General features: G+C 68.2%; 19 protein-coding genes and 6 pseudogenes. 9 read left to right on the top strand and 16 right to left on the bottom strand.

The window, feature by feature from the left end; translation table 11 throughout:
* Window positions 1-227 precede the first annotated feature (227 nt).
* Together ACZ45Z_RS07890 and ACZ45Z_RS07885 are read left to right on the top strand one after the other, a co-directional pair.
* Window positions 228-638 carry a hypothetical protein gene (locus ACZ45Z_RS07890; RefSeq protein WP_468357828.1) on the top strand — a complete coding sequence of 137 codons (411 nt, stop codon included), beginning with the start codon at window positions 228-230 and terminating at the stop codon, window positions 636-638.
* A 102-nt stretch (window positions 639-740) separates the two neighbouring features.
* Window positions 741-906: pseudogene (locus ACZ45Z_RS07885) on the top strand (IS5/IS1182 family transposase); the annotation flags it as partial.
* A 204-nt stretch (window positions 907-1,110) separates the two neighbouring features.
* Here the strand turns inward: ACZ45Z_RS07885 and ACZ45Z_RS07880 are convergent.
* Window positions 1,111-1,329, bottom strand: a complete 219-nt coding sequence (locus tag ACZ45Z_RS07880; RefSeq protein WP_468357826.1) for an EF-hand domain-containing protein — start codon at window positions 1,327-1,329, stop codon at window positions 1,111-1,113.
* A 526-nt stretch (window positions 1,330-1,855) separates the two neighbouring features.
* Between ACZ45Z_RS07880 and ACZ45Z_RS07875 the strand changes: the two genes are divergently transcribed.
* Window positions 1,856-1,987, top strand: a complete 132-nt coding sequence (locus ACZ45Z_RS07875; RefSeq protein ID WP_468357823.1) for a hypothetical protein — start codon at window positions 1,856-1,858, stop codon at window positions 1,985-1,987.
* 195 nt (window positions 1,988-2,182) lie between these two features.
* On the opposite strand, the gene ACZ45Z_RS07870 is transcribed toward ACZ45Z_RS07875, so the two are convergent.
* The 5 genes and pseudogenes from ACZ45Z_RS07870 to ACZ45Z_RS07850 form a co-directional block, all read right to left on the bottom strand.
* The gene (locus tag ACZ45Z_RS07870; protein ID WP_468357820.1) at window positions 2,183-2,410 is read right to left on the bottom strand and encodes a LuxR C-terminal-related transcriptional regulator; all 228 of its coding nucleotides are present in this window, start codon (window positions 2,408-2,410) and stop codon (window positions 2,183-2,185) included.
* Between the two features lie 578 nt (window positions 2,411-2,988).
* Window positions 2,989-3,981 (bottom strand): DMT family transporter, encoded by a 993-nt coding sequence (locus tag ACZ45Z_RS07865; RefSeq protein ID WP_468357817.1) that lies wholly within the window; start codon window positions 3,979-3,981, stop codon window positions 2,989-2,991.
* A 76-nt stretch (window positions 3,982-4,057) separates the two neighbouring features.
* Window positions 4,058-5,248 (bottom strand): argininosuccinate synthase-related protein, encoded by a 1,191-nt coding sequence (locus ACZ45Z_RS07860; protein WP_468357814.1) that lies wholly within the window; start codon window positions 5,246-5,248, stop codon window positions 4,058-4,060.
* Window positions 5,245-5,970, bottom strand: coding sequence for a 2OG-Fe dioxygenase family protein (locus tag ACZ45Z_RS07855; protein ID WP_468357811.1), 726 nt, complete (start codon window positions 5,968-5,970; stop codon window positions 5,245-5,247). The genes ACZ45Z_RS07860 and ACZ45Z_RS07855 overlap by 4 nt, the downstream gene beginning before the upstream one ends.
* A gap of 737 nt (window positions 5,971-6,707) precedes the next feature.
* Window positions 6,708-7,117, bottom strand: a pseudogene (locus ACZ45Z_RS07850) (RidA family protein).
* 448 nt (window positions 7,118-7,565) lie between these two features.
* On the opposite strand from ACZ45Z_RS07850, the gene ACZ45Z_RS07845 reads away from it, so the two are divergent.
* Window positions 7,566-8,627 carry a CCHC-type zinc finger protein gene (locus ACZ45Z_RS07845; protein ID WP_468357808.1) on the top strand — a complete coding sequence of 354 codons (1,062 nt, stop codon included), beginning with the start codon at window positions 7,566-7,568 and terminating at the stop codon, window positions 8,625-8,627.
* A gap of 300 nt (window positions 8,628-8,927) precedes the next feature.
* Here the strand turns inward: ACZ45Z_RS07845 and ACZ45Z_RS07840 are convergent, their stop codons facing one another.
* Together ACZ45Z_RS07840 and ACZ45Z_RS07835 are read right to left on the bottom strand one after the other, a co-directional pair.
* Window positions 8,928-9,293 (bottom strand): cupin domain-containing protein, encoded by a 366-nt coding sequence (locus ACZ45Z_RS07840; RefSeq protein ID WP_468357805.1) that lies wholly within the window; start codon window positions 9,291-9,293, stop codon window positions 8,928-8,930.
* A gap of 239 nt (window positions 9,294-9,532) precedes the next feature.
* Window positions 9,533-11,923 carry an Orn/Lys/Arg family decarboxylase gene (locus ACZ45Z_RS07835; protein ID WP_468357802.1) on the bottom strand — a complete coding sequence of 797 codons (2,391 nt, stop codon included), beginning with the start codon at window positions 11,921-11,923 and terminating at the stop codon, window positions 9,533-9,535.
* Between the two features lie 885 nt (window positions 11,924-12,808).
* On the opposite strand from ACZ45Z_RS07835, the gene ACZ45Z_RS07830 reads away from it, so the two are divergent.
* Window positions 12,809-13,894, top strand: coding sequence for a hypothetical protein (locus ACZ45Z_RS07830; RefSeq protein ID WP_468357799.1), 1,086 nt, complete (start codon window positions 12,809-12,811; stop codon window positions 13,892-13,894).
* Between the two features lie 526 nt (window positions 13,895-14,420).
* On the opposite strand, the gene ACZ45Z_RS07825 is transcribed toward ACZ45Z_RS07830, so the two are convergent.
* The gene (locus ACZ45Z_RS07825) at window positions 14,421-15,983 is read right to left on the bottom strand and encodes an FAD-dependent oxidoreductase (RefSeq protein WP_468357796.1); all 1,563 of its coding nucleotides are present in this window, start codon (window positions 15,981-15,983) and stop codon (window positions 14,421-14,423) included.
* 581 nt (window positions 15,984-16,564) lie between these two features.
* Window positions 16,565-17,767 (bottom strand): esterase/lipase family protein, encoded by a 1,203-nt coding sequence (locus ACZ45Z_RS07820; protein WP_468357793.1) that lies wholly within the window; start codon window positions 17,765-17,767, stop codon window positions 16,565-16,567.
* 643 nt (window positions 17,768-18,410) lie between these two features.
* Here ACZ45Z_RS07820 and ACZ45Z_RS07815 point away from each other — a divergent pair.
* A pseudogene (locus tag ACZ45Z_RS07815) lies at window positions 18,411-18,902 on the top strand (class I SAM-dependent methyltransferase); the annotation flags it as partial.
* A 198-nt stretch (window positions 18,903-19,100) separates the two neighbouring features.
* The gene (locus ACZ45Z_RS07810) at window positions 19,101-19,541 is read left to right on the top strand and encodes a phage tail protein (RefSeq protein WP_468357790.1); all 441 of its coding nucleotides are present in this window, start codon (window positions 19,101-19,103) and stop codon (window positions 19,539-19,541) included.
* Between the two features lie 57 nt (window positions 19,542-19,598).
* On the opposite strand, the pseudogene ACZ45Z_RS07805 reads toward ACZ45Z_RS07810, so the two are convergent.
* Together ACZ45Z_RS07805 and ACZ45Z_RS07800 are read right to left on the bottom strand one after the other, a co-directional pair.
* A pseudogene (locus ACZ45Z_RS07805) lies at window positions 19,599-19,911 on the bottom strand (IS5/IS1182 family transposase); the annotation flags it as partial.
* A gap of 929 nt (window positions 19,912-20,840) precedes the next feature.
* The gene (locus ACZ45Z_RS07800) at window positions 20,841-21,194 is read right to left on the bottom strand and encodes a DUF3224 domain-containing protein (protein ID WP_468357787.1); all 354 of its coding nucleotides are present in this window, start codon (window positions 21,192-21,194) and stop codon (window positions 20,841-20,843) included.
* A gap of 9 nt (window positions 21,195-21,203) precedes the next feature.
* On the opposite strand from ACZ45Z_RS07800, the pseudogene ACZ45Z_RS07795 reads away from it, so the two are divergent.
* Window positions 21,204-21,299, top strand: a pseudogene (locus tag ACZ45Z_RS07795) (IS5/IS1182 family transposase); the annotation flags it as partial.
* A 160-nt stretch (window positions 21,300-21,459) separates the two neighbouring features.
* On the opposite strand, the gene ACZ45Z_RS07790 reads toward ACZ45Z_RS07795, so the two are convergent.
* The 3 genes and pseudogenes from ACZ45Z_RS07790 to ACZ45Z_RS07780 all read right to left on the bottom strand — a co-directional run.
* Window positions 21,460-22,296 carry an alpha/beta fold hydrolase gene (locus ACZ45Z_RS07790; RefSeq protein WP_468357784.1) on the bottom strand — a complete coding sequence of 279 codons (837 nt, stop codon included), beginning with the start codon at window positions 22,294-22,296 and terminating at the stop codon, window positions 21,460-21,462.
* Entirely contained in the window at window positions 22,293-22,886 is a 594-nt protein-coding gene (locus ACZ45Z_RS07785; RefSeq protein WP_468357781.1) for a TetR/AcrR family transcriptional regulator, read from the bottom strand. Before ACZ45Z_RS07785 ends, ACZ45Z_RS07790 begins: the two co-directional genes overlap by 4 nt.
* 349 nt (window positions 22,887-23,235) lie before the next feature.
* Window positions 23,236-23,600: pseudogene (locus ACZ45Z_RS07780) on the bottom strand (transposase); the annotation flags it as partial.
* Window positions 23,601-23,659: 59 nt separating this feature from the next.
* On the opposite strand from ACZ45Z_RS07780, the gene ACZ45Z_RS07775 reads away from it, so the two are divergent.
* The gene (locus tag ACZ45Z_RS07775; protein ID WP_468357778.1) at window positions 23,660-24,187 is read left to right on the top strand and encodes a hypothetical protein; all 528 of its coding nucleotides are present in this window, start codon (window positions 23,660-23,662) and stop codon (window positions 24,185-24,187) included.
* 690 nt (window positions 24,188-24,877) lie between these two features.
* On the opposite strand, the gene ACZ45Z_RS07770 is transcribed toward ACZ45Z_RS07775, so the two are convergent.
* A complete protein-coding gene (locus ACZ45Z_RS07770; protein WP_468357775.1) occupies window positions 24,878-25,465 on the bottom strand; it encodes a pyridoxamine 5'-phosphate oxidase family protein in 588 nt (195 codons plus the stop codon).
* Window positions 25,466-26,433 lie beyond the last annotated feature (968 nt).

Raw genomic sequence — 26,433 nt, 5'->3', positions numbered from 1 at the left:
CAGCGGGCTCGCCCCCACAGAATGCGCGCACCTGGGCCTGTTCGTCGCCTTCCCGCTTCGACGAACTTCGCGTCGCAGCACATCAACTGCGCCGCCCGCCCCGGCCGCATAACCGTGTCCAGGATTCGTGGCCCAGTCCCATCCGGGCACGCCATGGGCATGTCGGATAGGGTCCTCCGGGCGACGGAACCGTCGTAGAAGTCCATCACCCGGGGGAATTTCGTCTTATGCATCCCGTTGCACGTGTCTTCCAGATCCTGTTCCTTGTCGCGGGGCTGTTCATGCTCGTTGTCTCGATCGGCGACAGCGGCTATCACGGCACGGACCACTGGAAGTGCGAGACCCGGTCGGTACGCGACGGGCTTGAGCCGCACCAGGAAGAGAAGTGCGAGGGCGGCGGCACAAACGACACCACCCTCGTCCAGGCCCTCACCGGTCTGGGCCTGATGATCGGCTCCGTTTCCATCACGGTCGGCGGCCGCCGCACGCCCCGCGCCGACACCCCGGCCGCGCCTGCCGCCCCGCAGCAGCCGTACGCCGCCCAGCAGTTCCCCGCGCAGCAGCAAGGCCAGCCCCACGTCCAGGCTCAGCCCCAGGCATTCCAGGGCACGCCGCCGCAGCCGCCGCAGAACTTCTGACGGCTACGGCATCTACGGTGGTGGCAGGGCGCTTTCCGGCTTGCACGCACCCGGTGCGTACGGCCGAAGCGCCCGCAGCCCTCACAGGGGACATGAATCCCACGCGGCCGACTCCAAACCCCAACCCAACGCCTCCGCGCAGACAAGGCGTACGGGCGTCCCGCGTCTGCGGAAAGGGGTTTGGGGCAAGCGCATCGCAGTCCGCATCGCCCGCAAAGGTACCGCCTCCAGCGAACGCCTCGTCCGCCGAAGGTGGGCCATCGAGCGGCTGGTCCAACACAACTTGGGCAGCGGCGGCGTGCACAAGGCCGTTCCGGCCGCCGGCTACGTCACCTTCCACTGAGCAAGCGAGCCGGCCCCCTCGCTCAGTGCGAACTGCGGTCGACGGATGCGCTGTTCAGCGACGTCCCACACACAGATTCGACGGATGACGAACCGGGCCCGGGACGTTCACGTGCCGGGCCCGGCAGTATCAGCCATTCATGGCCGCCCAGAACTCCTCGAAGGACATCTGGCGGTCGCCGTTGGTGTCGAGCGAGTCGATCAGGTCCTGGGCCTGCGACTCGGTGATGTCCGAGCCCTCCAACTCCGCCACGACCTTCCGGTATTCCTCCGCGGTGACCAGGCCGTCCCCGTCGATGTCGTAGCGCTCGAAGACCTTCCGCGCCGCCGTCTCCATGATGTCCGCCATGTACTTCGCCCTTCTGTGATCTTCGCTGACGGGCCCAGACTATCCGTCCGCCCGGAGCAACGCGGGCGCTGCCCAACCGGCTTTGGAGACGGCGGCCCAAAGCCCGACAGCGTCGCGGCCGACAAGGGCATGCAGCAACGGACCTTGTCGTGCATACCTGCGGCGCCGCTGCATCCGAACACACGGTTCCGGAGAAGACCGACAGCCAGGCCGCCCGCCTACGCAAGAGTTCACGCGGCGGACGGGTCCCAGCCCAGTGTGGCGTGTCCCGTTGGCGCTCGTGGTGTCCTGCGCGCTGGGTGCATGTAGCCAACCGGGGAAGACGCGTACGCGGCGCGGCGCTGCTGTTCAGCCCGTCCGGTGGCGGCGGGTCCTTGCTGCGCTGGAAGACTTCTTGGCGCCCGCCTTTGCTTCGCCCGGGAGCCAGGGTACTTCGAACCGACCGTCTTCTCCGGGGTGCTATTCGTCGTCTCGTCGTTGCTGGGCCGGGAAGGGGGATGAGGCTGGCCTCCTCCCGGAAGCGGTCGTGCACATCGTCCTCGACGAGCGGCCCGAAGCCGTCCATCAGCGTCTCGGATGCCTCCAGCTCGTCGGGCCCGACCTCGACCTGCCGGCGGGGGAGGACCCCGTCCAGGGGGCGGATCCGGTGCGGCCGTAGGAGCTACTGGGCGCGGCGTGGGGATCACCGCGCGAAGTCCAGCAGAATGACCGGCCGCTCTCTCCTGCCCGGGCGGTCTCCGGCGGGCTCCGGGCGATCGAGTGTCCCGAGAGCACCGAGCGCCCGCACGATGTCGGCGCGTGTACCGGGGACGGGCAGTTGTGTCAGCTCAGTCGAACACCAGGACGCACAGCTTCAGAGGAACCCGTGTTCCTGAACGTAGCTGAGCAGCGCGACATCGTCTGCAAGCCCTAGCTTGCGCATGGCCGACATCTTCTGGGCCGTGACTGTCTGCTTTGACCTGTTAAGGCGTCTTGCAATCTCGCCGAGGCCCAAGCCGCTGGCGAGATGCCTGATGACCTCCAGCTCCTTGGGGCTCAAGGAATCGCGGCCAGTGGTGGGGGTGCTCTCTGGGGTATTCACTCTTGAGTCCCTTCAGTAAGGGCGGCTTCGGGCGCGGTCGGGCTCCGGGGGAGACCGGTTCCCGGCGTACGGCGGCGCGTAACGGCGAGACGTGCGGATTGCGCCGGATGCCGCGGTGGCAGGAAACTCGGCCTTACGGCCGTGTCCGAACGAGTTGTGGTCCTGCCACTGGGACCATCCCGCCAGATGGCGCACCCTTGCTTCCGCTCTTCCGCGGCCGATGTTGGGCGCCCAAGACGGCCACGGAGCGAGACCGTGGGTGAGGCGTGAGGGATCGCAGCATGCTCAAGGGGTGGCGTGCGGTTGTGTCCGGCGGGTGGTGGCCAGGGTGCGCCACCGGGCGCGGGTGGCCTGCTGGCCGTCGAGCGAGCTGGCTCAGGGCCTCCGGCGTTGCTCGGGCGACTACTTCGATGCAGGAGCCGACGTGCAGGTAGGCGGCTGCTGTCACCCAGTCCGCGTCCGAGTCCCAGTCCCAGTCCCAGCGCGGCGGGCCCTCACACGACGTGCGTAGTACCGCTCGCCGTAACGTGTCTCGTTCCGTGACGCGTCCTGTCGTTGGTGACCTGGGGGACCGGGCACTATGCAGGACGACGAGACCGTGTTGCTCGCACCGGCTGTGGGTCGTCGGCCGTGTTGATGACCGGCGGCTGCTCGTTGTCGGGGCTGGGCTTGTCGCGGTGGAGGCGTTCGATCCTGCGGCCCCAGGCTGTGCCTGCGAGGACGAGGGCGGCCCCGATGAGACCGGCGATCCCGAGGCGTTCGCCACCCAGTGTGAGGCCGACCACGGCGGCCCAGATGGGTTCGGTGCCCAGGAGCAGGCTCACGCGTGACGGGGAGGTTTTGCGCACGGCCCACATCTGGATGAAGAAGGCGAACACCGTGCAGACGAAGGCGAGGTACAGCAGGCCGCCCCATTCGGGGCCGGTCAGCCGGGGCAGCAGGGTGATGAAGGAGTCCCCGGCTAGTGGGCTGAGGGTGCAGAAGAGAACGGCACCCACGCTCATCTGCAGGAACGTCAGGGTGAGTGAGCTGTACTGGCGGTGCGCGGAGAGGCGGTGCATCGTCGTGACGTGCACGGCGCGTAGGCCGGCGGCGGCCAGAACCAGCAGGTCTCCGAGGGAGGGGGCGCGCAGGCTGGAGCCGGAAGCGAGGAGGGCGACGCCGACGACGGCCAGGACGGCTGCGACGAAGAAGCGCGGCGGGAGCCAGGAGCGGGTGACGACACTGTCAAGGATCGGGGTCATGACGATGGTGAGGCTGATGATCAGCCCGGCGTTGGTGGCCGAGGTGCCGGCGATGCCGTAGGTCTCGCTGAGCAGGACCGAGGCGAGGATGGCTCCCAGTATCAGCCCGGTGCGGATCTCGGCCGGGGAGGCTGTGCGAAGGGCTCGCAGGCAGAGGGGGAGCATGGTCGCCGCGGTGATCAATAGGCGCAAGGCCAGCACGGCGACGACGGTCTCTGGGGTGACCAGTTCCTTGGCTGCCAGGTAGGTCGATCCCCAGGCGATGGCGACCAGCAGCAGCATGGCGTCCACCAACGTGGTGGGGCCGGTGCGGCGAAGTGCGGGCATGCGGCTTCTCTTTTCGGCCGTTCGGCGAGGCTCGGTCGACGGCCTGTGCGCGGCGGCCGACCGAGCCGGTGGTGGGTCAGGAGAGGGCGTAGGCCGCGCTCTCCTCGCGTATGGAGGCTTGCTCCCAGGCTTCGCGGTCACGCAGGTAGCGCGGCCGTTCCGCGATGATCGCGCGGGTTTCCGCGCCGCCGGGCGTGAGGTGCCACTTCACCGAGCCGGTGACCTGGTCGGCGCACAGATCCATGAATGCCGCTACGGCTTGGCGTAGTTGGCCGAACCAGCGTCCTTCCAGGGCCTCGCGCACCCACAGTTGCTCCAGGTGCATCTTCTCCCGGATGGTCTCGGCGGCGAGCGTCGCGCCTTCCAGGTGACGGTAGGAGCGCAGCAGCAGCCAGGCGGCGGGCATTTCCCTGATCTCCAGGACCTTCTCGCCGTTGTCGAGGTGTTCCAGGCCGCTGTATCGCCCGAGGCCGTAGGAGCCGACGCGCTCGTTCAGGGCCTCGATCAGGTCGATCAGGTTCATCGGGGTGCCGTCGACGGCGACCGGTACGCCCGCCCTGAAGGTCACCTCCACCGTGTCGCTGGGGGCGGTGTGCCGCACTGCGCTCCACCGGAACATGTGCTCGGGGACGCAGTGGTCTTCGGGGTCGTCGAGGATCCCCGACTCGAACTCCCGGCACCACAGATTCGAGTCGCCGCTGACGATGCGCTCGCTCATCTGGTCAAGGCCGACGCGCTTGAGTTCGAGGATCTTGTCTTGGCGGTCCACCGGGTCCAGGTCGTAGGGGCTGCCGTACCAACCGGAGAAGTCCAGCAGTTCGAGCGCACCGTTGAGACGGCGGAGAGTGTTCTGCGAGCGATTGGCGGTATGCAGCACGGTCGTGGCGCCCAACTGCTGGGCGAGCTCGACCGCGAGCCGGGCGATCAGCGGGCGGCTCAGGGTTGAGCTGACGGGGTGGGTGTCGAGATATACGGCCTGAGCGGCGATGGCCGGCCGCACGTGTTCCTCGGCGAATTCCTGGCGGCCATCGATGATGTGCAGGCGCACGCCCAGCGCGTCCGCGATGCGCTGCTTTTCCTCGCTCGACTCGTCTTCGCCGAGATCCACGCTGACCGCGTGGACATCGGTGAAGTTCATTTCGCGCAGTCGGTGCAGCAGATAAGTGCTGTCCAGCCCACCGCTGAAGAGCGTGACGAGCGGACGGGAGCGGTCTATTCCGACGGCTTCGAGCTGGCGGAAGGAGCGCAGCAGATGCTGGTGTGTCACTTCCCGTCCACCGCGCTTTCGGCGCGGGTGAACATGGCGATCAGCACGTCGCGATGTCCTTCATCACTGCCGGGGGTGGGGGTGAGGGCGGTGACGTCGTGCAGCATGCGCGCGTCGTCGGCGAAGAGGAACTCACCAGGCTCGGTGAGCTGGACCTCGGCTCGGCCTTCCCGCGATGCGGCGTCGTAGATCCCGCTTTTGCCTCCCTCGACGGAATTCCGACCGATCAAGAGCGTCAGGACGAAGTCGACGCCGTCGCGGTGCATTCCCTCGGGAGCCGGCTGCCCCTTCTCCCCGCTTCGGGCGAGGATCCGATTCTGGAACGTCTGCACCTTCCAGGCGCTTCCTGCGCCGGACGCGGCCATCACGTCCGCGCACCGCCGGAACACCGCTTCCATCACCGGGCTGTTGGCTATGTGTTCCTCAAAGGGCTCGAAGCTACGCTCGATGCCACCGTTGAGGTGATTGACCTCTTTGGACTGCGAATACGGGACGTGCGGAAGAAGAGTGACCCGGGAGCTTGCTGTGGAGCAGTGGAATTCGGAGTAACGCCGCAGTCGGTACGTTCCGCCGTCCGCCATGTAGTTATCCTGGCAGAGGCTGTTCCAACTGTCGGTGAATTGCTTCCACTCGGCGCCTTCGACGAGGGCCGGGCCGAGATTGCTGTGCAGATAACCTTGCTCGGCGAGCTGAGCTGCAGCTTTCTGTAAGGATTCAGGCATGGCGAAGCCTCCAAGAGATGCGGGTGACCGCCGCGGCAGCCAAGCGAGAGTCATTTGCGTGCCAGTGCATGCCAAATTACCCGAAACGCCGGGCCGCGGAAGAGAATAAGTGAAGAGAGAAGAGAGGCTCGGCATCATTGCGCGAGTCGAAGAAGCGCCGTGAGATGGCAGGCAGGTCAGGCCTTTGTGGGGCACCTAATCCCCGACATTAGAGAAACCCTACTCCAGAGTTGGTCAAGGCAGCAAACGCTTTCAGTGCTCGGTTCAACGCGCGTAGATCATCACCGCGCGGTGAAGTGTCTTGCCGACGTCCACCCCGGCCCGGACCCCCGGCGCGGTCACCTCCACCGGCTCGTCGCACTCCATCCCGCAGACGACCTCGCCAGCAGTGTCCGATGGCGCTCTGCTTCAGGTAAGCCTCTGCCCCGCAGCCGGCCGATCAGGCTCCTGGCCTGCGCCAGCGCGAGGCGCCGTGCACGAATCCCTGTCGGGCAGCGCTCCCGCCGGCTGGGTTCGGCTTCGTCCGGGCCTGCGGGGAGAGAGCGGGCCGGGGGGGGGTGAGCCGGGTTCAGCCTGATGCGCCACCTGCGCCTCGGCGGTGCCCGGCTGCTGACGCTTCGCCGGCGGCTGGGGGAAGCCAGCGGTGCCCGACTGACCGCAGCCTACGTTCGTCGACGGCCAGCCGTCCTGGCGGACAACTGGCCGTCCCACGTTCGCGGTGTCCTTTGGAGAAAGTCTCAAGAATCGAGCACGGCGGCGACGGCCTCGATCTCGACGAGTTGGTCCTTGTAGCCGAGCACGGTGACGCCCATCAAGGTGCTGGGGACGTCATGGTCAGCGAACGAGTCCCGGACCACCTGCCAGGCGGCCACCAGGTCTTCCCGCCGGGCCGATGCGACGAGGACCCGGGTACTGATGACGTCCTGCAGTGACGCGCCTGAGGCAGAGAGAGCGGCCTGCATGTTCTCCATGGCTTCGCTGCCTGGCCCGCGTAGTCCCCGATCGCTGCTGTGGAGCCGTCATCGTTCAGCGGACACGCCCCAGCGAGGAAGATCAGGCGTGACTCGGCGGGCGCAGTGGCCGCGTAGGCGTACTCGGCGACGTCGGACAGGGAGGCGGAGCGGATCAAAGTGATGGCACGAGCCACGGTCGTGGGGTCCTTTCCCATCGGATGTTGAGGGGGGACATCCTGCCAACGGCCAGTTGGCTTCCGCCTTCCCCTTTTTCTCACAGACGGTCAGCCGGGCGCCGGGGAGGCGAACGAGCCGACCACAGCGAAGAACGCTCTATGGAACCGCCACCACCGGGGGCTTCGACGTCACCGAATTCGCCCAAAGCGTCGACGAGGCAGGCGGCGACGTCACCGCAACTCCCCGGCAGCGGCTCCGGAAACCAGCCGCATGCACCCCTGGGCGCACCTCACCCACTTGGAGATTCGCACCTGGCGACCCCGCCGGCACCCACCCAGGCCTCGCGTGTGAACACTTGGCCAGCCACCTCTGTTCCCCCGTTCGGCACCGGTCCGCCGCGGGTTTTGGCTACGGTGCCAACCGCGGCCGCCAAGAGGCAATCGCGGCTGAAAAAGGGGGAGGGGCATGCTGAACGAGAAGGACATCCTGGAGGCGGTGCGGCGCCACGTCGTCGAGCGCGGGCAAGCACCGAAGCTGGGCCTGCCGGCTGCTGGGGAGATCACCTGGCACTCGCTCCTCGAGGGAAGGATCGTGCGCTCCATAGAGAGCCGCACAGAGGAAGAGCGGTTGCACCGTGGTCGGATCGACCTGTCGGACCGCCCGCAGTACGACAGGCTCCAGCGTCACCGGCTCGCCCCGCCGAAGGACCCTGCCGTCGGGACGACACTGAAGCTCGTGCAGCGAGGATCGGTGACAGAACAGTCCTGCGCCTGCGGCAACGGAAGGGTCGCCTGCCCGCGCTGCCAGGGGAGGGGCGACCTACCGTGTGAGGAATCCGCCACCTGTACCGACTGCCGTGGCATCGACTCCTGCCTGCGCTGCGACGGCACCGGACACCGAAGTCGGAAGTCTGTCGATGACCAGAGGCAGGCAACGGACGAACGCCTCACCTGCAAAAAATGCGGCGCGCTGGAGGCCGCCTGCTCCACATGCCGCGGCCGGGGACGCATCACCTGCACGCGCTGCCAAGGGAAGGGCGTACGACGGTGCCCCGACTGCGACCGCGCGGGAACCGTGCCCCACGAACGGTGCGGAGGCACCGGCCACACGGTGACATGGGTCGAAGGCATTATCAGCCGGCAGCCGCGGACTGAGGAAATCAGGTGGCCCGAGTCGGGACTGCCCTACATGGCCCGCCAGTACGCACGCGAAAACGGTAACTGGCGAAAGACATCCCTTACCGACAACGACTCCATCCCTGACGCTCTCGAGACCGAGTTCAAGGCGCTCCTGCGGCCCCGCCTCAAGCCGTGCGAAGGCGAAATCGCACGACAGGCCAGCCTGCGGTACCTCCCACTGGTCCGGGTCGCCGTTCCCCAGCACAGGCACCGGGTCTACTACGTCTTCCCCGGGGACACCGCACTTCAGGTATTCACCCTGCCCTCACAGCAAAGAGCCTGGCAGATCGCCGGAGTGGTTCTCGGGGCCCTGGCAGTGCTCTACGTCTTCTCACGACTCATCTGGTAGAGCATTCACGCACCCCGCGGGCCCCCCTGCCCCGCCATGCGAACCGCGCATCGACTCGCAATTCGTCGCAACGCAGGCCCAAACCTGGGCCACGGAAGGCGGTGGGCCAGGACGTCGTCTCGCTCCCGCTACGGTGCTCAGGCACCCGGCTCGCGCCGCTGCGTACGAACCGTCGGCCTGGTCGGCGTGTGCGTGGCCAGCGGTTCCGCTCTCTCCCGCGCCCACCGCGGGCGTGACCCGCTGCGACTCAGCGTCCTGGTGGGTCATGTTGGCCAACTAGCTGGCCAGCCCCCGTAGAGGTCACCCTGCCTGCGACTTGATGTGGTCGATGACCTCTTTGAACTCCTTCGTGGGCGAGAAGTCCATGTACTCACAGTCTTCGAGTGCTTCCGGGGCGTGACCGGGCGGCCAGTAGAACGCCTGGCCTGCCTCGTAGATCTCGTCCCCCTGCTTCGTCCGCATCTTCAGACGCCCCTTGACCAGGTATCCCCAATGGGGGCACTGGCACAGGTCGTCGGGCAGGCCCTTGACCGCCGGCGCCATGTCCGTGCCCTTGGGAAGCCGCGCGAACGCGACGGTCATGTCTCCGCCGACCTCCTGCATACGCAACTCGACACCACCGCCTTCGATCGCGACCGGAGCTTCGTCGCGCGTCGTCGCCACCATGACTCCTCCATATCCGGTCCACTGAGAGACCTGGGGGAACTCGCTTCCCCTCCAGCCTGTGCCTTACGGCTCCGGTTCGCGACACTGGGGGCTCGCGTCGGACCCGCGTCCACATCAACGACCGGACCAGAACGGTCACACAATCGACCGGACGCGTCCCTGTGAGCAGCGGAGTCTCTGGCGTACGCCCCGCCCGTCCGGGGGCGGGGCGTACCTGGTGCCTTGGGATCAGGCTGGGATCAGGTGGGGGGCAGTTGGGGGCTGAGCGGGTGCGGCGTCGGTGTCTTGTGGTGCTCTCCGGCTGTGCGGCCGGTTTGCTGGGCGGGGATCTGGCGTACGCATTCGATGAGGTAGTCGCCGGTGTCCGGTGCGAGGGTGACGCCGTGGGTCTCGCTGTGGAAGCCGGGGAAGCGCCGGTCGAAGGATTCCAGGGCGGTCAGGTAGCGCAGCAGCGGGCCGTCGGGGCTGCCGATGTTTTCACCGGGCATCAGGACGGGGATGCCCGGCGGGGTGACGGTGACCATGGCGGCGGCCACCCGGTCGGCCGCGTCGGTCAGCCTTACGCGCTCGGTGCCGCCGCGGATGAGGCGTTGGTAGCAGTGCTGGGGCGGGGTGACGGGCTCGGGCAGGTCTTGGAAGGCGGTGTCGAGCAGCTCGACCAGGCGGGCGTCGCGCAGGTGGTCATGCATCTCCTGGCACAGGTCGCGCAGGGTCTGGCCGGTGTAGCGGTTGGGGTGGGCGGCGACCAGCTCGGGCAGCAGACGCTCCAGGGGGGCGTTGTGGTCGTAGAGCGATTTGAAGTCCGTGAGGGCGTCCATGAGGGTCCCCCACTTGCCCTTGGTGATCCCCATGGAGAAGAGGATGAGCGTGGTGTAGCTGTCGGTCTTCTCCACCACGATGTTCCTGGTGGCCAGGTAGGCGGTGAGGATGCGGGCGGGGATGCCCCAGTGGGACATCTGTCCGGTGGCGTCGATGCCGGGGCAGGTGAGGGTGACCTTGATGGGGTCGAGCAGGCAGTAGCCCTCGGTCAGGCCGGTGAAGCCGTGCCAGTCGGCGTCGGGCTCCAACTGCCAGCAGGACGGTTCGGTGCGCAGCAGTTCGGGCGGTGCGTCGGCGAAGGGCAGACGTTTGCCGGTGGCCGGGTCGGTCACGGTCTGGGGTTGCCAGACGCCGAAGAACCAGTCGGGCCGGTCGCCGGCGGCGGCGATGCGCCCGGCGATGCGTACGACCGTCTGGCGAAAGCGGATGGCTTCGGTCACCGCTTCGTCGATAAGGCAGTGGCCCTGGGGGCCGTCCATCATCGCGGTGGCCACGTCGAGGGAGGCGATCATCGGATACAGCGGTGAGGTGGTGCCGTGCATCATGAACGCCTCGTTGAACCGGTCGTGTTCCACCGGCGCCCGGGGTGCGGGCTTGACGTGCACCATGGCGCTCTGCGATAGAGCGGCCAGCAGCTTGTGGGTGGATTGGGTGGAGAAGACGGTGGGGCGTTCGGGGCCGGGGAAGGTGTCGGGGCCCACCGCCATGCCGTAGCGGCCGGCGTAGAGGGGGTGGAAGCGGGCGTAGGCGAACCAGGCTTCGTCGAAGTGGAGCCGGGGGGTGCTGGGTGCGAGGGCCTGGGCGACCTGGAGTGTGTCGTAGCACAGGCCGTCGTAGGTGGAGTTCGTCAGCACCGCGTACTGCGCCTTGGGCGAGACGGCGCCCTGGGTCAGTGGGTTGCGGCTGGTCCGTGAGGCGACCGACTGAGCCTGAATCTCGGCGGGCGGCAGGGGGCCTGCCAGTCCGTAGCCGTTGCGGGTGGGGACCAGGTAGACCGGCCGGGCCCCGGAGAGGACCAAGCCGTGGAGCACCGACTTGTGGCAGTTGCGGTCCACCAGTGCGATCTCGTCCTGGGTGACGCAGAAATGACCGACCATCCGGTCGCAGGTCGAGTCGCCGTGGAGTACGAAGTAGGTGCGGTCGGCGCCGAAGACGCGGGCGGCGTTGCGTTCCGCCGCACCGACCGGGCCGGTGTGTTCGAAGAGGGAACCGAGCTCCCCGACGGAGATCGACAGGTCGCTGCGCAGCAGCCGTTCTCCGAAGTAGTCGTGGAAGGCCCGGCCGACGGGGGACTTGAGGAAGGCGACACCGCCGGAGTGGGCAGGGGTGTGCCAGGAGTACTCGTGCGCGTGGTCGAAGCGGCGCAGCGCTTTGAAGAACGGCGGTAGCAGGTCGTGCTGGTAGCCGCGGGCGGCGCTGGCGATGCGTCCGGCGATGAAGGGTGCGGTGTCCTCCAGCGGCCAGATGTAGCCGACCACCGCTTCGGCCACCCACAGGGGCAGGTGTTCCAGGTCCTCGCCGGCCGTGACCAGGAAGACGGGGAGGTTCTGGAAACGCCGGCCGACGTGGCGCAGTACCTCGGCGCCGCCTGTTTCGTCACCGTCTGCGGCGGCCTGGGGAAGGTCCCAGTCGACCACGGCGGCGGCCATGCCCGCCTCGGTGCGCAGCACTGCCTGGGCTTCGTCGGCTGTGGTGGCCCAGCGCACGTCGAGGCCCCGGGTCTCCAGCTCGTTGCGGATTCGGCGCAGTTGCTCGGTGGCGGCGCCTCCGCTCTGTTCCTGTACCGCGAACAGAACCGTCCCGTCGGTCATAATGGCCCCTCTGCTCCGCGCGATTCGGCGCATGGTGCTGATGCGCGCCATGCGTGCTGTCCGCGAGACAACCGGAAGAACACGGGCAGTGGCCCAGTTACTGGGCGAAACCACTCCGACGAGGGACACGCCGCATCTGATCGCGCTGTGTGAACACTTCTGGCGCTGTCCTTGCCGACGACGGCACCTACACCGTCACCCTCGCCGACCGCCTCGGTACCGGCCAACTTGTCATCAAGGCCGCCGACCAGTCCCTCACCCAACGCCGCAACCTGCCGCTGGGTGGGCCCCGAGGCACCAAACCGACTGCCTGGCCCGGCTCCCAGGGGCTACGTCGGGGGGACAGACGACACCGACGACACCGGGCTGACGCACCTCGGGGCGCGCGAGGACGACTCGGAGACCGGCCGATTCACCTCGGTCGCGGTGCTGTTCGAGGGAGCGCAGGCACGGCGTCGCCGGGCGATGCGCCGTTCGGAACTGGGTTTGGCCGGTAGAGCCGTCAGACCGCTGGAGTTGGTGCGCTGGCGGGTGCGTCGGATGTCGGCAGTTCCGCTGGCCGGGTTGAGGTCTCCTGGTTGACCGCCTGACGGATTCGCGCGGACGTCGTCAATCCCCGCCGAACGGCTGGGTGTCCTGTGGCGCCATGGCAGTACGCACTGCTGGTACGCGTCACGTATTTGCGGTACGCGGTATTCCTCGGCCGGGCGAAGACGAGCGGTATGCCTGGGAGTTGCGCCGGCAACAGCCCTCCGGGCAGTCGCAACACACGCCCGCGCGATCACCACAACTTATCCTTCGACTGACCGAAACATTGACGGCTAGAGGGCCAAGGCGGGGGAGAGACATGACATATCGGCGCGCGGCGCGGCACTCGTCGAAGGTGTGCTGATCACGCTGTTGCTGTGGTGGGCGGGGGCGAGCACGCAGGCACTGCAACTGCCCGGGAGCACGGGCGTGTTCGACGTTCAGTCCGCGAACGAACTCCGGCGATGGCTCGCACCCTGGTCGTACGACCCTCCGACGGCGCTGCTGTCCGACGGGCCTGCGAGTGGGGCCACGGCCTTGAGTGGAGGCACCCAGTACGCCGATCTGTACAGCACCGCGATGCAGATCAGGTTCGTGGCCGTCTTCGTGTTCTTCCTGGCCGGTGCGCTGCTCCTGGTCCGCAGGATTCCACCGACGCAGGGCCGTACGCCGGCCACGCTGCTGGCGCTGTGGGCCTGGGGCCCGGTGGCCGGAACGCTGGCCGTGACGGTTTCCGCACCGTGGCTGATCGCGTCTCAGGGGCACGGCAGCTACCGGTTCCTGCCGCAGCTCGCTGGTGTGATCGCGTCGAGCGGTCCGGTCGTGGTGTTCGCGGCACTGTTGACCGCTTTGCTCACGGTGCTCGTGGCGCGTGTGACCGTCAAGGGCGTGGACCCGCTGCCCCGGCACAGTGTGCCGCCGCGCGCTGCCCGCCTGGCCGCGAGCGTCGGGACCGCGGTGATCGCGCTGTCGCTGGTGGTTCTTTCGTACCAATCGGTGGCGGCCTGGATCCAGACCGGATTCGGCGGGGGAGGGCTGCTGTCCGAGCCCGGCGATCTGCTGCGCGAGTGGCTGCTGCTCGGCGGCTGGACAGGCCCGGCGTCCACACCGCTCGGCGACTGGCTGCTGTACCGAGCCGCGGATGTGCTCATGCTGGCCGTGATCTGGTGGGCGCTGCGGCTTCTGCCGGGCCTGCTCACACGGACCACGGTGGCGGCGATGGTGGCAGGCGCGGTCTGCGCAACCGTGCTGGGGCTGCTGGCGAGCCAAGTGCTGCACATGGCGCTGGACGACACTGTCACCGTATGGGGGCCTGCGTACCTGTTCTCAAAGCTCGGTGACGGCGTTCCCGCGGCTCTCACCTTCGGCAGCGCGGCGGGGGTAGCGGCCCTTGTGACCCTGCGGCTGGCCGGGGGCTGTGGCACGGGCGATTCCTCACGGTGATGGAACGGGCGGTACGCCACGTGGCGGTCTCGTCGGCTGCCCCTTGCGGTGGTGGCATGCGGCCTCGCAAGCCATCCAGGCTGCCGCGCTTCGCAGGTCGGCTGGGGCGTGTGCCTCGCCAGCCGTGAGAAGCCGTATCGCCCGTGCCGAACAGCGGAACGTCACAATGTGTGAGGTTGGCCCGAACGCGCAGTACCCGGACGGGATGCCGCTACCGGCCGCAGGTCCCCCCGGCCTTGCTATTCGCCTGGGGGTGACCAAACACAAGTAGGCCCGCGACCCCGCCCTCGAAGGTCACGAGTCCGCCCGCAAGCGGGGCAAGTCGATCGGCGGCGCCGGCCCGCACTCGCACCACTGCCGGTGCGGGGGCGTTGCCGGCGCTGCCCGACGCGGCTCCCACGATGGCCCGGCGGCCGGGTTCCCGGGCCATCGTGGAAGACCACGAACACAATCGTGGAAGGTTACGAACTCAGCGGGGAGGGTGCGCAGTTCACGCCCGCTCCACCCGGATCAGCGGATCAGCGGATCAGCCCAGCGTCACCGCGCCCTCCGCCACCCCGAACCACTCCTCCAGCGCCTCCGTCAGCCCGGCCATCGACGTCGGCGCCTGTGCCCCCGCGTCGGCCGCCCAGGCCGTGAAGCCGTCCGGACGGACGAGGACCGCCGCCAGTTCCGGGCGGGAGGGGCAACTGGCCGTCAGGATGTCGACGCGGCCGGCGTAGCCCGCGGCGAGGGCCCGGAGCTCCGGGTCGTCGGTGAGGTCGAGCAGGAGCGCCCGGCCGTCGTGGAGGTGGTCCGCGAGGCGGCCGCCGTTGGTGAGTTCGAGGTCCGGGGCGCTGCGGCCGGTCAGCGGGTGGTCGCCCGGCAGCTCGTACCGCACGCCGGCACCGTTGAGCCGCGCGGTGAGGTACGTGGTGCCCACGACCGTCCCCGCCAGGTCGCTGACGATCTCGCGCAGGGCCCGGGACTGCGGGTCCGGGCGCATGGCCGCGACCTGGGACAGGGTCCAGTCCAGGACCCACGCGCCGACCGGGTGCCGCTCGGAGGTGTAGGTGTCCAGCAGCCCTTCCGGCGCCCGGCCGCCGATCACCGCGGCGAGCTTCCAGCCGAGGTTCATCGCGTCCCCGATGCCCAGGCTCAGTCCCTGGCTCCCGAACGCGGAGTGCACGTGCGCCGCGTCGCCCGCCAGCAGCACCCGGCCCTTGCGGTACTCGGTGACCTGGCGGGCGTGGTCGGTGAAGCGGGTCGCGGTCCGCACCCCGGTGATCGTGACGTCCACGCCGGATACGCGGCGCAGCCGGGCCTGGAGGTCCTCGGCGGTGACCGGCGCGTCCCGGTCGGCCGGCGGGCCGTCGAATTCCACGGTGACGACGCGACCCGGCATCGGCCCGTGGGCGTACACCCCGGTGTCCGTGGCGGTCCAGCCGACCTTCAGATCCTCGGTGCCGGTCATCTCCACGATCGCCTGGTGACAGGTGATCTCCGGGTCCGTACCGGGAAATTCGAACCCCGCGAGCTTGCGGACCGTGCTGCGGCCGCCGTCGCAGCCCACGAGCCAGCCGGCGCGTATCGCCCCGCTGCTCGTCCGCACGGTGACGGCCCCGTCGTCCGCGTCGAAGCCGGTCAACTCCACTCCCCGGCGCACGTCGACGCCGAGCTCGTCCGCCCGCCCGCCGAGCAGCCGCTCGATGTCCTGCTGGGTCACGAGAGCGATCTCGGCGGCGGGTCCGGCGTCGCCGAGGCCCGGCTCCGTACGGTCGACCAGGTCGGCGCGCAGCATGATCCCGGCGAAGTGCCCGACGAACCCGAGCCCTTGGCCGGCAGCCCCGCCTCCGTCCCCGCCGTTCCGCTCGCGCATGAACGCCCGGAAGCGGTCCATCGCCTGCCGCTGCACCTCGGCCAGCGCGGGCAGCATGCCCCGGCGGTAGAGCGCCTCGGCGCTGGGCGTGGTGATCGCCCCGCCCTTGACCGTCGGGTCCACTTCGGTGAGGCGCTCCAGGACGGCCACCCGCGCGCCTCCGAGCCGGAGCTCGCAGGCCAGCATGAGTCCGACCGGGCCGCCTCCGGCTACCACTACGTCATAGTCCATGGCGCCCACTATGACCGAGGGTCAAAAAGGCCCTTACACCGCCCTGACCAGCCACAATAGGCGCCGCGTGTCAAGCGATCGGCGCCGCGAGGAGGGACGGTATCGGGCCGTCCGCGCGCTCCTCCTCGGCTATCTCACCCGCCCCTCCGCCGGTCACCTACACGAGGGAGGTGCCCGGCGGTCACCGCTAAGCGGCGCCGGTATGGGAATGGGCACGGGAATGGGCATGGGAATGGAAATGGGGGTGGCTTGACGCAAGGCTGCAGGACGCGGTGTCCGGGGGATGTGATCACCGGTCAGCACCTGGCCGTCACCCCGCTCAAGCAGACCGCCGGCGGCCTGACGCGGACGAAGCACAGCAACGGCCGCAGATGCTTCCCTCCGGCCAGGAAATCCCCCGCCAGCCCAGGCACCTCACCCAGTGACCTCTCGCAGTGAAGGTTGCGCGTTCTGACCGAACGTTGGTCGAGGGGCCTGCTTCTCGCCGAAGGTGGTGCGCTCTGCTCAGGGCGCGGATCGATGAAAAGGCTGCCGTCCGGCTCGTGAGAGCGGGCGGCAGCCCCGATCGGCGCGTGACGGGATCAGTCGGGGATCCGCTCCAGGAGCCAGGTGCACAGTTCCTCGGTGATGGCCGTGTGCGCGGTGGTCGTGGACGAGCAGAGGAAGTCGTCCAGCTCGCTTTCCTCTGGATCGGCTTCGCCGATGTTCAGGTACAGGTCGTCCTGCTTGTCGACGTCGCGGATCGCGACCGCGCTGACCGAGGGGACGAAGCACACGTCCTCGTGCCGCAGGTCCACCTCGCCGCCGAACTTCTCCAACGTCTCAGCGAGGATCTTGTAGGTGTGCAGGGTTCCGCCCGGCGCCCCGTCCAGTTCCGGGAAGCCATCGGTCGTGATGGTCTTCTCGGCCTTGGGAAACCTGCGGTTGAGGTAGGCGGCCGTCACGTCGTGGCCCTGGGCCTGGATGTAGAAGGTCGTGCCCGGGTAGATCCGCTCGATCCGCAGCGCGACGTCGCCGGGCATCGCGCCCGGCAGGCCGACACCGTCGGCGCGACCATTGGCCACGGCGATCTTGCGCGGGATCATCGGCCAGCCGCCGAGCTGGTCCAGAGCGTCGAGGAACTCCGTGCGCTCCGGGGCGACGCCGATCTTGCCGGTGTCCTTGTCGTAGTGCTGCCACAGCATCTGGCGCGCGGCCGGGCTGTTCATCTGCTTCGCGAAGTTGTTCGGGAGCGGGATGAAGTGCGAGAACGCCTGCACGCCGACCGGAATGGAAGCACCCCGGTGCGGGCTGTCGTAGGAGAAGTACAGCGCGGTCTGGTGGTCGATGCGTTGCCGCTCCAGGTGGGCGAGTGCGTAGCGGGTGACGATGCCGCCCATGCTGAAGCCGCCGACAACCAGGGGGACGTTGCCCTCTCGCTCGGCGGTGGCCCGCAGGATGGCGGCCTCGGCCGCCCGCGCGTTGTCCAGGATTGACGCGCTGCGCTCCTCGAACCCGAGCAGGATCACGTCCCTGCCGCGCCGGCGCAGCTCGCTGATGAACGGAAAGGCGCTCTCCAGCCCGTCATAGAGCACGTCGAGCTTGCTCCGGCCGAGGTTGAAGCCGTCGGCCATGATCACGGGCCGGACGAGACCACTGTTGCCCTCACCACGAAAGACCCAGGCGAAGCCGTTCGGCAGGGTCCACTCGTCGTGCTCCGGTACCTCGATCGTCCCGGCGGGTTCGGCGGTCAGCGGACCGCCGAGGGTGAACGAACCGACGTTGGGCTCGGCCGTCTCGGACATGGTCGTACTCCTCGTGGAGGGGGGTGGGTGAGACGACGTCATCATGGAGGGCAATCCGGGCACATCAGTTCTCTGAAATGCGGGGTTCACCACATCTGATGGAGAACTGACGGGAATGTTTGACGGCCCGGGCATGTGCCGTTGGCCTGTTCTCCTCGCTTGCCCGTTCCACATCGGACGCACGCCGAGAAGAGCCGGACACCGCTGAGGAGAACCGCTCGTGACGACCACTTGGCTCGGGCTTCCAAGCCGGCCGCGTTGCTGGCGTCAGGAGGTCGGGCCACAAACCGGGACACCCGGCGCCCTACCTCGGCACACCCTCACGTGAGAGCCGGGACGGAGTCTCGTTCACTGGCGGCACGCAACCGTCGGTGAGAACGCTCAACCGTCGCCGCGACAGAACGCCCAGCGCGCTCCACCGGCCACATCGGCACGGGCCTTATCCCGCAGTCCCACTCCTCCAACACGAGGGACTCGTCCGGCCGACGGAGGCCGACTCCGCCGTGCAGTGGCCGATGTAGCAGAGCCGGCCGATAGCTGTCCTCGTACTGCGCCGGCTCGTCGACGAGTTCGGCGCCGTGGGCGCGCAGGCGGGCGACGACGTCCCCGATGTCGTCGACGGCGAACCTGATGCGTCGGAGGAATCCGATGCGACGCCCTTAGCGAGTTGTTCGATCCCGTGACGTTCCGGCACGTCGACCAGCTCGGGATCGCTGCCGGCATGCGGTGCTGGGAGGTCGGTGCCGGTGGTCCGTCCGTACCGCTCGGTCTGGCCGAGCGAGTCGGGCCCGCGGGAACGGTGATCGCCACCGACATCGACGTGTCCTGGACCCGGGACATCGCCAGTGGCGTAATCGAGGTGCTGCGCCACGACGTGGCGGCCGAACCGCCGCCGTCCGGGGGCTTCGACCTCGCCCACGCCCGACTGGTCCTCGTGCACGTCATCGACGGCACCGAGGCGCTGCGCCATTTGGTCAGGGCGCCGCGGCCCGGCGGCTGGCTGCTCTTGGAGGACGCCGCCCCGGGGTTGCAGCCGCTGTTGTGTCCGGACGAGTCGGGTCCCGCACAGCAGCTCGCGGAACGTCGCCACCGGACGCCTCGACCTGGCCACCGCCCGATGATTTCCGCGTGGGGACGCCGCCCGTAACTCCCCTGATGGCCCGCCTCCTTGGGGCTGTCCCGTGGGTGGTCTCGATCCGACGGACGCGCCTCTGAGGTGTTCGAGGATTTACGCCCAAATTGTGGACATGAGTTCCAATTGCAGGCATTCCCGAGGCAAGGGAAGATCGACAAATCAGGCAGGCGAAGAAACTAGCAGCAGGAGGTACCTGTCGTGCTGACCGGTGACAGTTTGAGCAGCAGCACCTTTGCCGTCGAACTGGGCAACTTCCGAGTCGAGACCATCCAGAGCGTGTCCGGACTGCAACTGGAACAGGACGTCGTCGAGGTCCGGCAGGTGTCCTCGACCGGTGAGCTGCTCGTGCGCAAACAGCCCGGCGCACGAAAGAGCGGTGAGGTCACGATCACCCGTGGCATGGACAAGAGCACCGCATTCACCGACTGGATCAAAGAGACGCTGGTCAACGCAGATCTCGACAGCGCCCGGCAGAACATCACCATCGCTCTGATGGACGCAAAGAGGGAGACCGTCCGGCGTATCCACCTCAGCAACGCCTGGGCGTCCCGCTGGGAAGGCCCCTCACTGGAGGCTTCTGACGCCGGACCTGCAACAGAGCAAGTAACAATCACCTACGAGGACATCACCGTCGAGTAGGCACGTTTGACTCACCAGTCACGCCCTACCAGTCACGCCCTACGGATGTCCGGCGGGTCACGAGCGAAGCCAGAGGCGAAAAACAGCGACGGTCACGGTGTTGTGGAGATGTACGCCCTCTTGTCGAAGCCGGTGGGCCCGCCGCCCGCGCTACCACGGCGCTGGCGGTTGGCTCGCTGCTCCTTCCTCTCGGCAATCGTGTGCTTGATTTGGTGATGCCGCCAGGTAGCGGCGGTTCCGGCGGGATGAGTACGCCTCGTCGCCACGCAGACGATCGGGGTGTGTACGCGGATGACGCCGGCCGGACGTGCGGCACGGATGCGTTCCAGGGCCGGGGTCAGTTGTGGGTATCGCCCCACTGGCCTACAGTCCGGGACTGCTGCGTATCGCCGGGCGATCAAGCTCGTTAAGACGAGCATGAGCGTACGCACAAGTGCCCGAACCGTCATCGTCATCCTTGCCCTGGCGGGAGCGAGCCAGACTTCCGCGGCCTGGGCTGACAGCCCCTATCAGCAGTCTTCCGACGACCTTGGAACGATTCTGCCCGTCTGCCAGTCGGTCGACCGACAGAGCACCCCGGGGCTGCTCCGCGGCCTTGGGCTCCCCTCCACAAATACCAGCACGACTACCTGCGGCCCCGTCGCGTTTTCCTGACATCCGCAGCAGTGCAAGCAGCAAACCACGGAGAGAGCTGAGTGCTCCAGTCGGCGAATCCCGCCGGCAGAAGCACTCAGTACTTTCACCAGGACATCCCGACGCTGCCCTGGCAAGCCCTGGTGCCTCCTCCCAACCCATCGACAAGTGACGTCACTGCTGCACTGCTGCACTACTCCCCGATGACGCCATGCTTCCTACAACCAGCCGCACCCTCGCTGCTCCACGCCCCGGGGGGAGGCGCCGCTGAGCGTTGATCGCAAGCAGCCCTGCCCAACCGTTCATCCGTCTCACCGGCCCCTGGCGGATGGTCCTCCGCCACATCGCACGACGCCCGACCACATTCGGCAAGACGGAGCGCTGAAGCATCGCCCCTCCCACACGGGAGGTTGGAGCAGCAGCACCGTGGTTGAGGCCGCCACCCGGAGATCCGCACGCCCGCCAAAACCGTCGTCCTCCACGCCGGCCATATCCTTCTCATGCGCGCCAACTGGGACGACTCGGAGTGCTACTTCCTCCCCGGAGGTGGCGAACACCCCGGCGAGAGCATGGACGCGCCGTCTGCCGCGAAGTCCACGAGGACACGGTCGGACGTTGGAGGGCGCGGTGCGGTTGCGGAACGGCACCGTGCCCGTTGCGGCGGGCCTACGGTGCGGAGCACGGCGGACGTCCAAGGCTGGCGGAAGTGGCGAGGAGCTCGGCGCGGGAGCCGTAGGACTGGGCCCGGTGCCGTCCTGGCGTTGACGGTCGCGGATCGCTGGGACGACGGTGTCCATGTCGGTGACCTTCCGCGCTGTCTGGGCCATGACCATGGCCGGGTCGCACGGACAGGGACGTGGAAGCCGAGTGCACGAAATTGAAAGCGCCGTCCTGGCCGTTGAGTGAGCCTCCGAACGACTCCATGGCCACATAGGTGCCAACGCCCGTGTTTTGGTCGAACGCTGAAGTGAACAGGGTCGCCGAGCGCCCCGCGACCTCCCCCTCGTAATGCTTCTCCATGTCCCCTGCCGGGTTCTGATCTGGTCGCGGGCCTGGATGTGGGGCCGGTTGCACGAGGCGGTCCTGCACCGGCTTGATGACGCCGGCCTGATCGAGATCGCCCGCGGGAAACGTCTTGCAGTCGAGGGGATTGAATGTTTCGGGTCTCTGCCGCGCCCACCACGTGGCCGTGGCCACTAGGAGTTCCCTCGGCACGGCCAGTGGCGGATGGACGTCTTTAGTGGCGATCTTCCGTGGGTCTGGCCAGGTGGGGTGGGGCCCGAGCTCAAGGGCGCAGTGCCTTTCGCAGGAGTTCGCCGAACTCGGCGGGGTGGGTGGTGAGGCCGGTGTGTCCGCCGGGGAAGTGCTGGAGTTCCGTGCCGAGACGGTCGGCCAGGAAAGCGGCCGAACGGTAGGGCAGCTCGCCGCGTGAGTCCTGGCCGCAGGCGAACACGAGCCGGTCCGACAGCGTCTCCAGCCGGTGGATGTCGGGGGCGTAGGCCATGAAGCGGGGCACGATGCGCCCGACGAAGTACGGCAGGTTGGCCATCGTGCGCTCGGCCCGCGCCGCGGCCTGTGGCGGAAGCTTGAGATTAGCGGTCGGCTCGGCGGTGTCGCCGTCCTTCTTGAGCCCCGCGGCGAACTCTGCCATCGCCGGTAGGAGCCCCTGCGTGTGGAGCGTCTCTTGCACGTGCGCGAGGAGCGCGCGATGGTCGGCGGCGTCCGGCAGGACCTCCACGACCGGCGGTTCGTGCACCACAACGCGTTCGAGGCGTTCGGGGTGGCTGGTAAGCAGATGCAGGGCGGCGATCGCCCCCGAACTGGCACCGAACACCCGGCCGGGCTCATCGGGCGACAGCAGTTCCAGCATCCGGAACGCGTCGTCGGCGTGCTCGGCCACGTGCTGCTCGGCGTCGGGGTCGTCCAGCGGGCTACGGGACATGCCGCGCGGGTCGTAGGTCGCGACGGTGTATTCGGCGGCCAGGTCGTCGGCGATGCCGTCGAAGGAGGCCGCGTCGCCCGCCCCTCCGGGTATCAGCAGCAGGAGCGGGCCTTGGCCGCGTACTTCGTAGTGCAGGGTTGCGCCGTTCGCGCGCAGGGTACCGGTGGTCGGTTCCGTCATGAGGAGACTCCTTCTTGAGACGGGGGCCAGTGCTCCAGGAGGGTGTGGAGAGCGTCGAGGGCGCGGACCCAGGACTGCTGCGGTGAACGCTCGTGCGCGAACCCTCCCGCGGCCTCCAGGGCGACGAACCCGTGGAAGGTGCTGCGCAGCAACCGGACGGCGTCGGTCAGGTCGGGCTCGGCCAGTCCGTAGCCGCGCAGCATGCCGTAGGTCAGCTCGACCGCGCGCCGTGGTCCGGGGGCTTGCGCTGCCAGTTCAGGGGCGATCTGGAGGGGAGTCTGCGTCGCCGTGTACCGGCCCGGATGCTGGTGGGCGTACTCCCGCCAGGCGTTTGCGAACGCCACCAGCGCGTCCTTGCCCGCCCGTCCGGCGGTGGCTTCCGCGATACGGATGGTCTTCTCGTCCGCCGCGAGAAGCGCGATCCGTCCGCGCAGGTCGTCCAGACTGCGGACGTGCGTGTAGAGGCTTGCGTCCCTCACGCCAAGTCGGCGCGCCACCTGCGACATGGTCACCTGGTCGAGCCCCACCTCGTCCGCCAGCTCGGCGCCCGCGAGCGTCACCCGCTCCGCTGTCAGTCCAGCCCGCGCCATGCAGCCTCCTCGCTCGTTCCCAGGGACCCTAGGATCCCTAGGATCCCTAGGATCCCTAGGATCCCTAGGATCCCTAGGATCCCTAGGATCCCTAGGATCCCTAGGGTCCCTAGGTTATAACCTAGGGGCCCTAGGAAGCAAGGAGGGTGTATTCGCGTCCGCAGCGCTGTCGCGGATGGCTCACACGCGCGACGACCGCCGGACATGCGCCCCGGCCTCGGATGATCACTGGTCCCTCTCCGGCGCCGCTCGGCGGCTCGTCGTCGGCATCGCCGCGCGGGAAATCCCGCCGCACAGACCGTCCACTGTGGACAACCCCGGCCGGATAGCTCCCCGCCGCCTGAGCGTTTCAGAATGAGGTTCCCAGTCGTCTCAAACGGAGGGTGCTGCGAGCGGGTTGGAGCATGGCGAGGTGGAGGTCGGCGCGTATCTCGTAGCGGATGTCGAGCCGTGTGAACTGGTGGAGCCGGGCGAAGGTGCGCTCGATGGCCCATCGGGTCTTGCCCGGGGCACCCGGAGCCGGGCGGGGTGCTGCGGCGGGCGATCTTGGGTGTGATCCCCCGAGCCCGGACGAGGCGTCGGTACTTGTCGAAGTCGTAGCAACGGTCGGCGAACAGCCGCCGGGGCCGGTGGCGTGCGTGGCCGGCCGTGTAGGCCGCGGATGGGTGGGATGGGCTCCAGCAGCGGCATGAGCTGGGTGACGTCGTGACGGTCTTGGCGAAGGTGTCGCTCAGTTGAGGCCGTGTCAGTGCCGCCCGCTACGGTGACCGGTCATGAGCGCTGATACGAACCCCGCCGATCACCCCGAACTACTGGCGTGGCTGGCCGAACGGCGGAGCGCTTTCGTCCGCTGGGCCGACGGGGCCGGGGGGCGAGAGCGGTTCGACTTCACTGCGGCCTCTCTCGATATGCTCGACGATCTGTTCCGCGAGACGTTCGACAGCTCCGAGGACGTCGACTCTCAGCGGCGGCGTGACGATTTCGTGCAGGGTGCCATCTGGTACGTCGGCGAGATGATGTGCCGTAAGCACGGAATGGTGTGGCAGTACGTGTCCGAACCTCTTGATGACGGCACCTGTCCGCCGTTGTTCGACCCTGCCGACACCCCGGCCCTCGATACCCCCTGCGTCGCTTTCCCGGGCGCCGGGCCCTATGCGGGGTTCTACCCGCTGAACCTCCTGCGGCGGATGCTGATCGACGAGGACGAGACCGGGATGCCGGTGGATGAACGCCTGGTCGACGTCCTCCACCCCGACTACCTCAAGGACGACGAGGAAGACGACGAGGAGGACGAGGACTGATCGGGGATAGGCCCTTCGGCGCTCCCGCCCCCGCCTCCGGGCTTATCGGGGACTGGGCGGGGGCGCGTTCAGCGGAACTTCAGCCGGCCAGTTCGCCTCCCGGCCCGGCTCGTATCGGGGTGGCGTGGCCAGGGTCCGCCCCTGGGACACATCAGTGCGTGTTTGAGTCCCGTGCCAACCCTGCCGTCTGCGATGAGCGCGGAAGCCGCTGGTGTGACGGTATGGCGGGCGGATCGGTCTCCGGTGGCCCCCCATCGCGGGTCGGACCGTCGCAGAGCCCGGGTGATGTGGTGATCGCCTTCCGGTTCTCTCCCTGTGCGGGGACGGAATCTGGTAGGACACCGGGCGTGGCGTTGCAGGCAACTGACGGGTGATCAGTGGAAGTTCATCGAGCCCTACCTGCCGATTGGCGGCTTCGGCCCGTACCCCGAGCGGCTGCGCGGCCATGATCCCGAAGCCGTAGGGGAGGTCGTACAGACCGGCGGGGGTGGGGTCGGTGCCCTCCCCGCGCCTGCCGCCCTCGACCAGCTCCTTCGCTCCCGAACCGGGCGGGCGCGCTGCCGGCCGCGACCCACTTGCCAGGCAGCGGCGGGACCGGGGCCGTCCGGGGCCAGGGCGGACAGGGCGGCGGTAGCGCGACACCGGCACGTATGACGCCACGGCAACCCCCGGGGGGAGAGGGACAGTTGCTCAGAAGTTGCTGGGCGGCAGCGGAAGCGGCAGCCCGGGCAGGCCGTCGATGCTTTGTGCGATGTGGTCCTTCTTGGTGAAGTACGCGCTCAGTGAGGCGTCGTCCTCGCGCGCGAAGCGCTTGCCGTGCAGGTCACGATCTTCGTCGTACGACATGAAGGGCACCCCGTATCCGCACGTGTCGCGGACGAGTTCGGCCGTCACGACGATGATCGCGCGCAGTCCGTGCAGGTTCGGGTCGATGTCCGGGAAGTGTGCGAGCAGTTCCTTGAAGCGCGGGTCGTCGCGGAAGACGGGCTCGCCCCGGCCGTGCACCCGAACGATGTTGGGCGGCCCCTGGAAGGCGCACCACATCACCGTGATCCGGCCGTTCTCCCGCAGGTGCGCGATGGTCTCGGCGTTGCTGCCGGCGAAGTCGAGGTAGGCGACCCGCTCTTCGTCGAGCACAGCGAAGGAGCCCTTGAGACCTTTGGGGGAGAGGTTGACCGTGCCGTCCCCGGCCAGCGGGGCGGTCGCGGTGAAGAACATCGGCTGCTGCTCTATGAAGGTGCGCAGCCGGCCGTCGATGCGTTCGTAAGTCTTTCCCATGCCTAAGAATTATGTAGAGAAACTCTTCGCCTGTCTAACGAATCCGTCCGGCCCAGTCGCGGACCTTGGTGTTCTTGTCCTCCAGCAGGGCTTGCAGGGGTCGGAGTTGGCGGCGCCTGCCCCTGCGGTAGTCATCCTGCTCGGGCGACCCGTAGGGCAGGTGTGGTGGTACACATCGATGTCGAGGTAGTCACCGTCCTTTGAGTGCTGGCCGTTGTGCACGTCCAGACACTTGTAGCCGGCCGGCTCAGGGGACGGTACAAGGGCTGGCCCGGTGGATTGGTTTGGCCGAGGGGGCGTAGGAACCAACGGGAGGACGACGAGTGCGGCCTTCCTGCCACGGGTAGTGGTCGACACCGTTGACCGTGACCGGGTGGCGGGTGGCGGGTGGCGGGTGGCGTGTGACTGTCCGGGGTGGCCGCTTGTGCGTTACCGGTCGAGGCGGCGATGCCTGCGCAGGTCAGCAGGAAGGCCACCGAGGAGGGATACCCGCCGAGCGTGATCGCCGGTTTCTGCCCGGCTGCCGGACGTCGGTGCCATCGTGTCGGATGACGCGATGAGGAAGCGCGTCAACTCGCCTTTTTCCAGGGCCATATGTGCGATTGAGTCGACCCTTCCCTATCAGGCATTCAAGATCATCGCATGGCGGGTCTCTGACGTATCGATACCTCCTCTCAAGGCCGTCGAAGCCCGGGCGTGGTGCGTGGCAGGAGGCGGAGAGCGGCTGGTTCGTTGGCGGCACGGGGGCGGGGCGCCGTAGTGCTCGGTTGGATACGTCGTGGGGGAGTTGGGAGTTTGGCCGGGCTAAGGACGGATTGAGGTTGAGTCGGCTCTCTCAGGTACGGAGGGACACCAACGGCCATGTGCAGCGAGGCAGTTCGGGGCCGATGTGCCTTGCTCGCCTCGGGCACGGGACTAGGATCGGTGCAACAGTAGGGAACGGGGAGCACAGGGAACGTTCGGTTGGT

The sequence above is a fragment of the Streptomyces sp. NPDC031210 genome (assembly GCF_055570395.1).
Note: the sequence above shows the minus strand (reverse complement) of the source record. Positions and strands in the feature narration are given on the sequence as shown.

Bases quoted from the DNA above. Each gene is read 5' to 3' on its own strand.
- ACZ45Z_RS07880 (WP_468357826.1), bottom strand. From the start codon at position 1,329: ATGGCGGACATCATGGAGACGGCGGCGCGGAAGGTCTTCGAGCGCTAC.
- ACZ45Z_RS07835 (WP_468357802.1), bottom strand. From the start codon at position 11,923: ATGACCGACGGGACGGTTCTGTTCGCGGTACAGGAACAGAGCGGAGGC.
- ACZ45Z_RS07800 (WP_468357787.1), bottom strand. From the start codon at position 21,194: ATGGAGAAGCATTACGAGGGGGAGGTCGCGGGGCGCTCGGCGACCCTG.
- ACZ45Z_RS07845 (WP_468357808.1), top strand. From the start codon at position 7,566: ATGCTGAACGAGAAGGACATCCTGGAGGCGGTGCGGCGCCACGTCGTC.
- ACZ45Z_RS07825 (WP_468357796.1), bottom strand. From the start codon at position 15,983: ATGGACTATGACGTAGTGGTAGCCGGAGGCGGCCCGGTCGGACTCATG.
- ACZ45Z_RS07785 (WP_468357781.1), bottom strand. From the start codon at position 22,886: ATGGCGCGGGCTGGACTGACAGCGGAGCGGGTGACGCTCGCGGGCGCC.
- ACZ45Z_RS07790 (WP_468357784.1), bottom strand. From the start codon at position 22,296: ATGACGGAACCGACCACCGGTACCCTGCGCGCGAACGGCGCAACCCTG.
- ACZ45Z_RS07890 (WP_468357828.1), top strand. From the start codon at position 228: ATGCATCCCGTTGCACGTGTCTTCCAGATCCTGTTCCTTGTCGCGGGG.
- ACZ45Z_RS07855 (WP_468357811.1), bottom strand. From the start codon at position 5,970: ATGCCTGAATCCTTACAGAAAGCTGCAGCTCAGCTCGCCGAGCAAGGT.
- ACZ45Z_RS07775 (WP_468357778.1), top strand. From the start codon at position 23,660: ATGAGCGCTGATACGAACCCCGCCGATCACCCCGAACTACTGGCGTGG.
- ACZ45Z_RS07865 (WP_468357817.1), bottom strand. From the start codon at position 3,981: ATGCCCGCACTTCGCCGCACCGGCCCCACCACGTTGGTGGACGCCATG.
- ACZ45Z_RS07820 (WP_468357793.1), bottom strand. From the start codon at position 17,767: ATGTCCGAGACGGCCGAGCCCAACGTCGGTTCGTTCACCCTCGGCGGT.
- ACZ45Z_RS07840 (WP_468357805.1), bottom strand. From the start codon at position 9,293: ATGGTGGCGACGACGCGCGACGAAGCTCCGGTCGCGATCGAAGGCGGT.
- ACZ45Z_RS07770 (WP_468357775.1), bottom strand. From the start codon at position 25,465: ATGGGAAAGACTTACGAACGCATCGACGGCCGGCTGCGCACCTTCATA.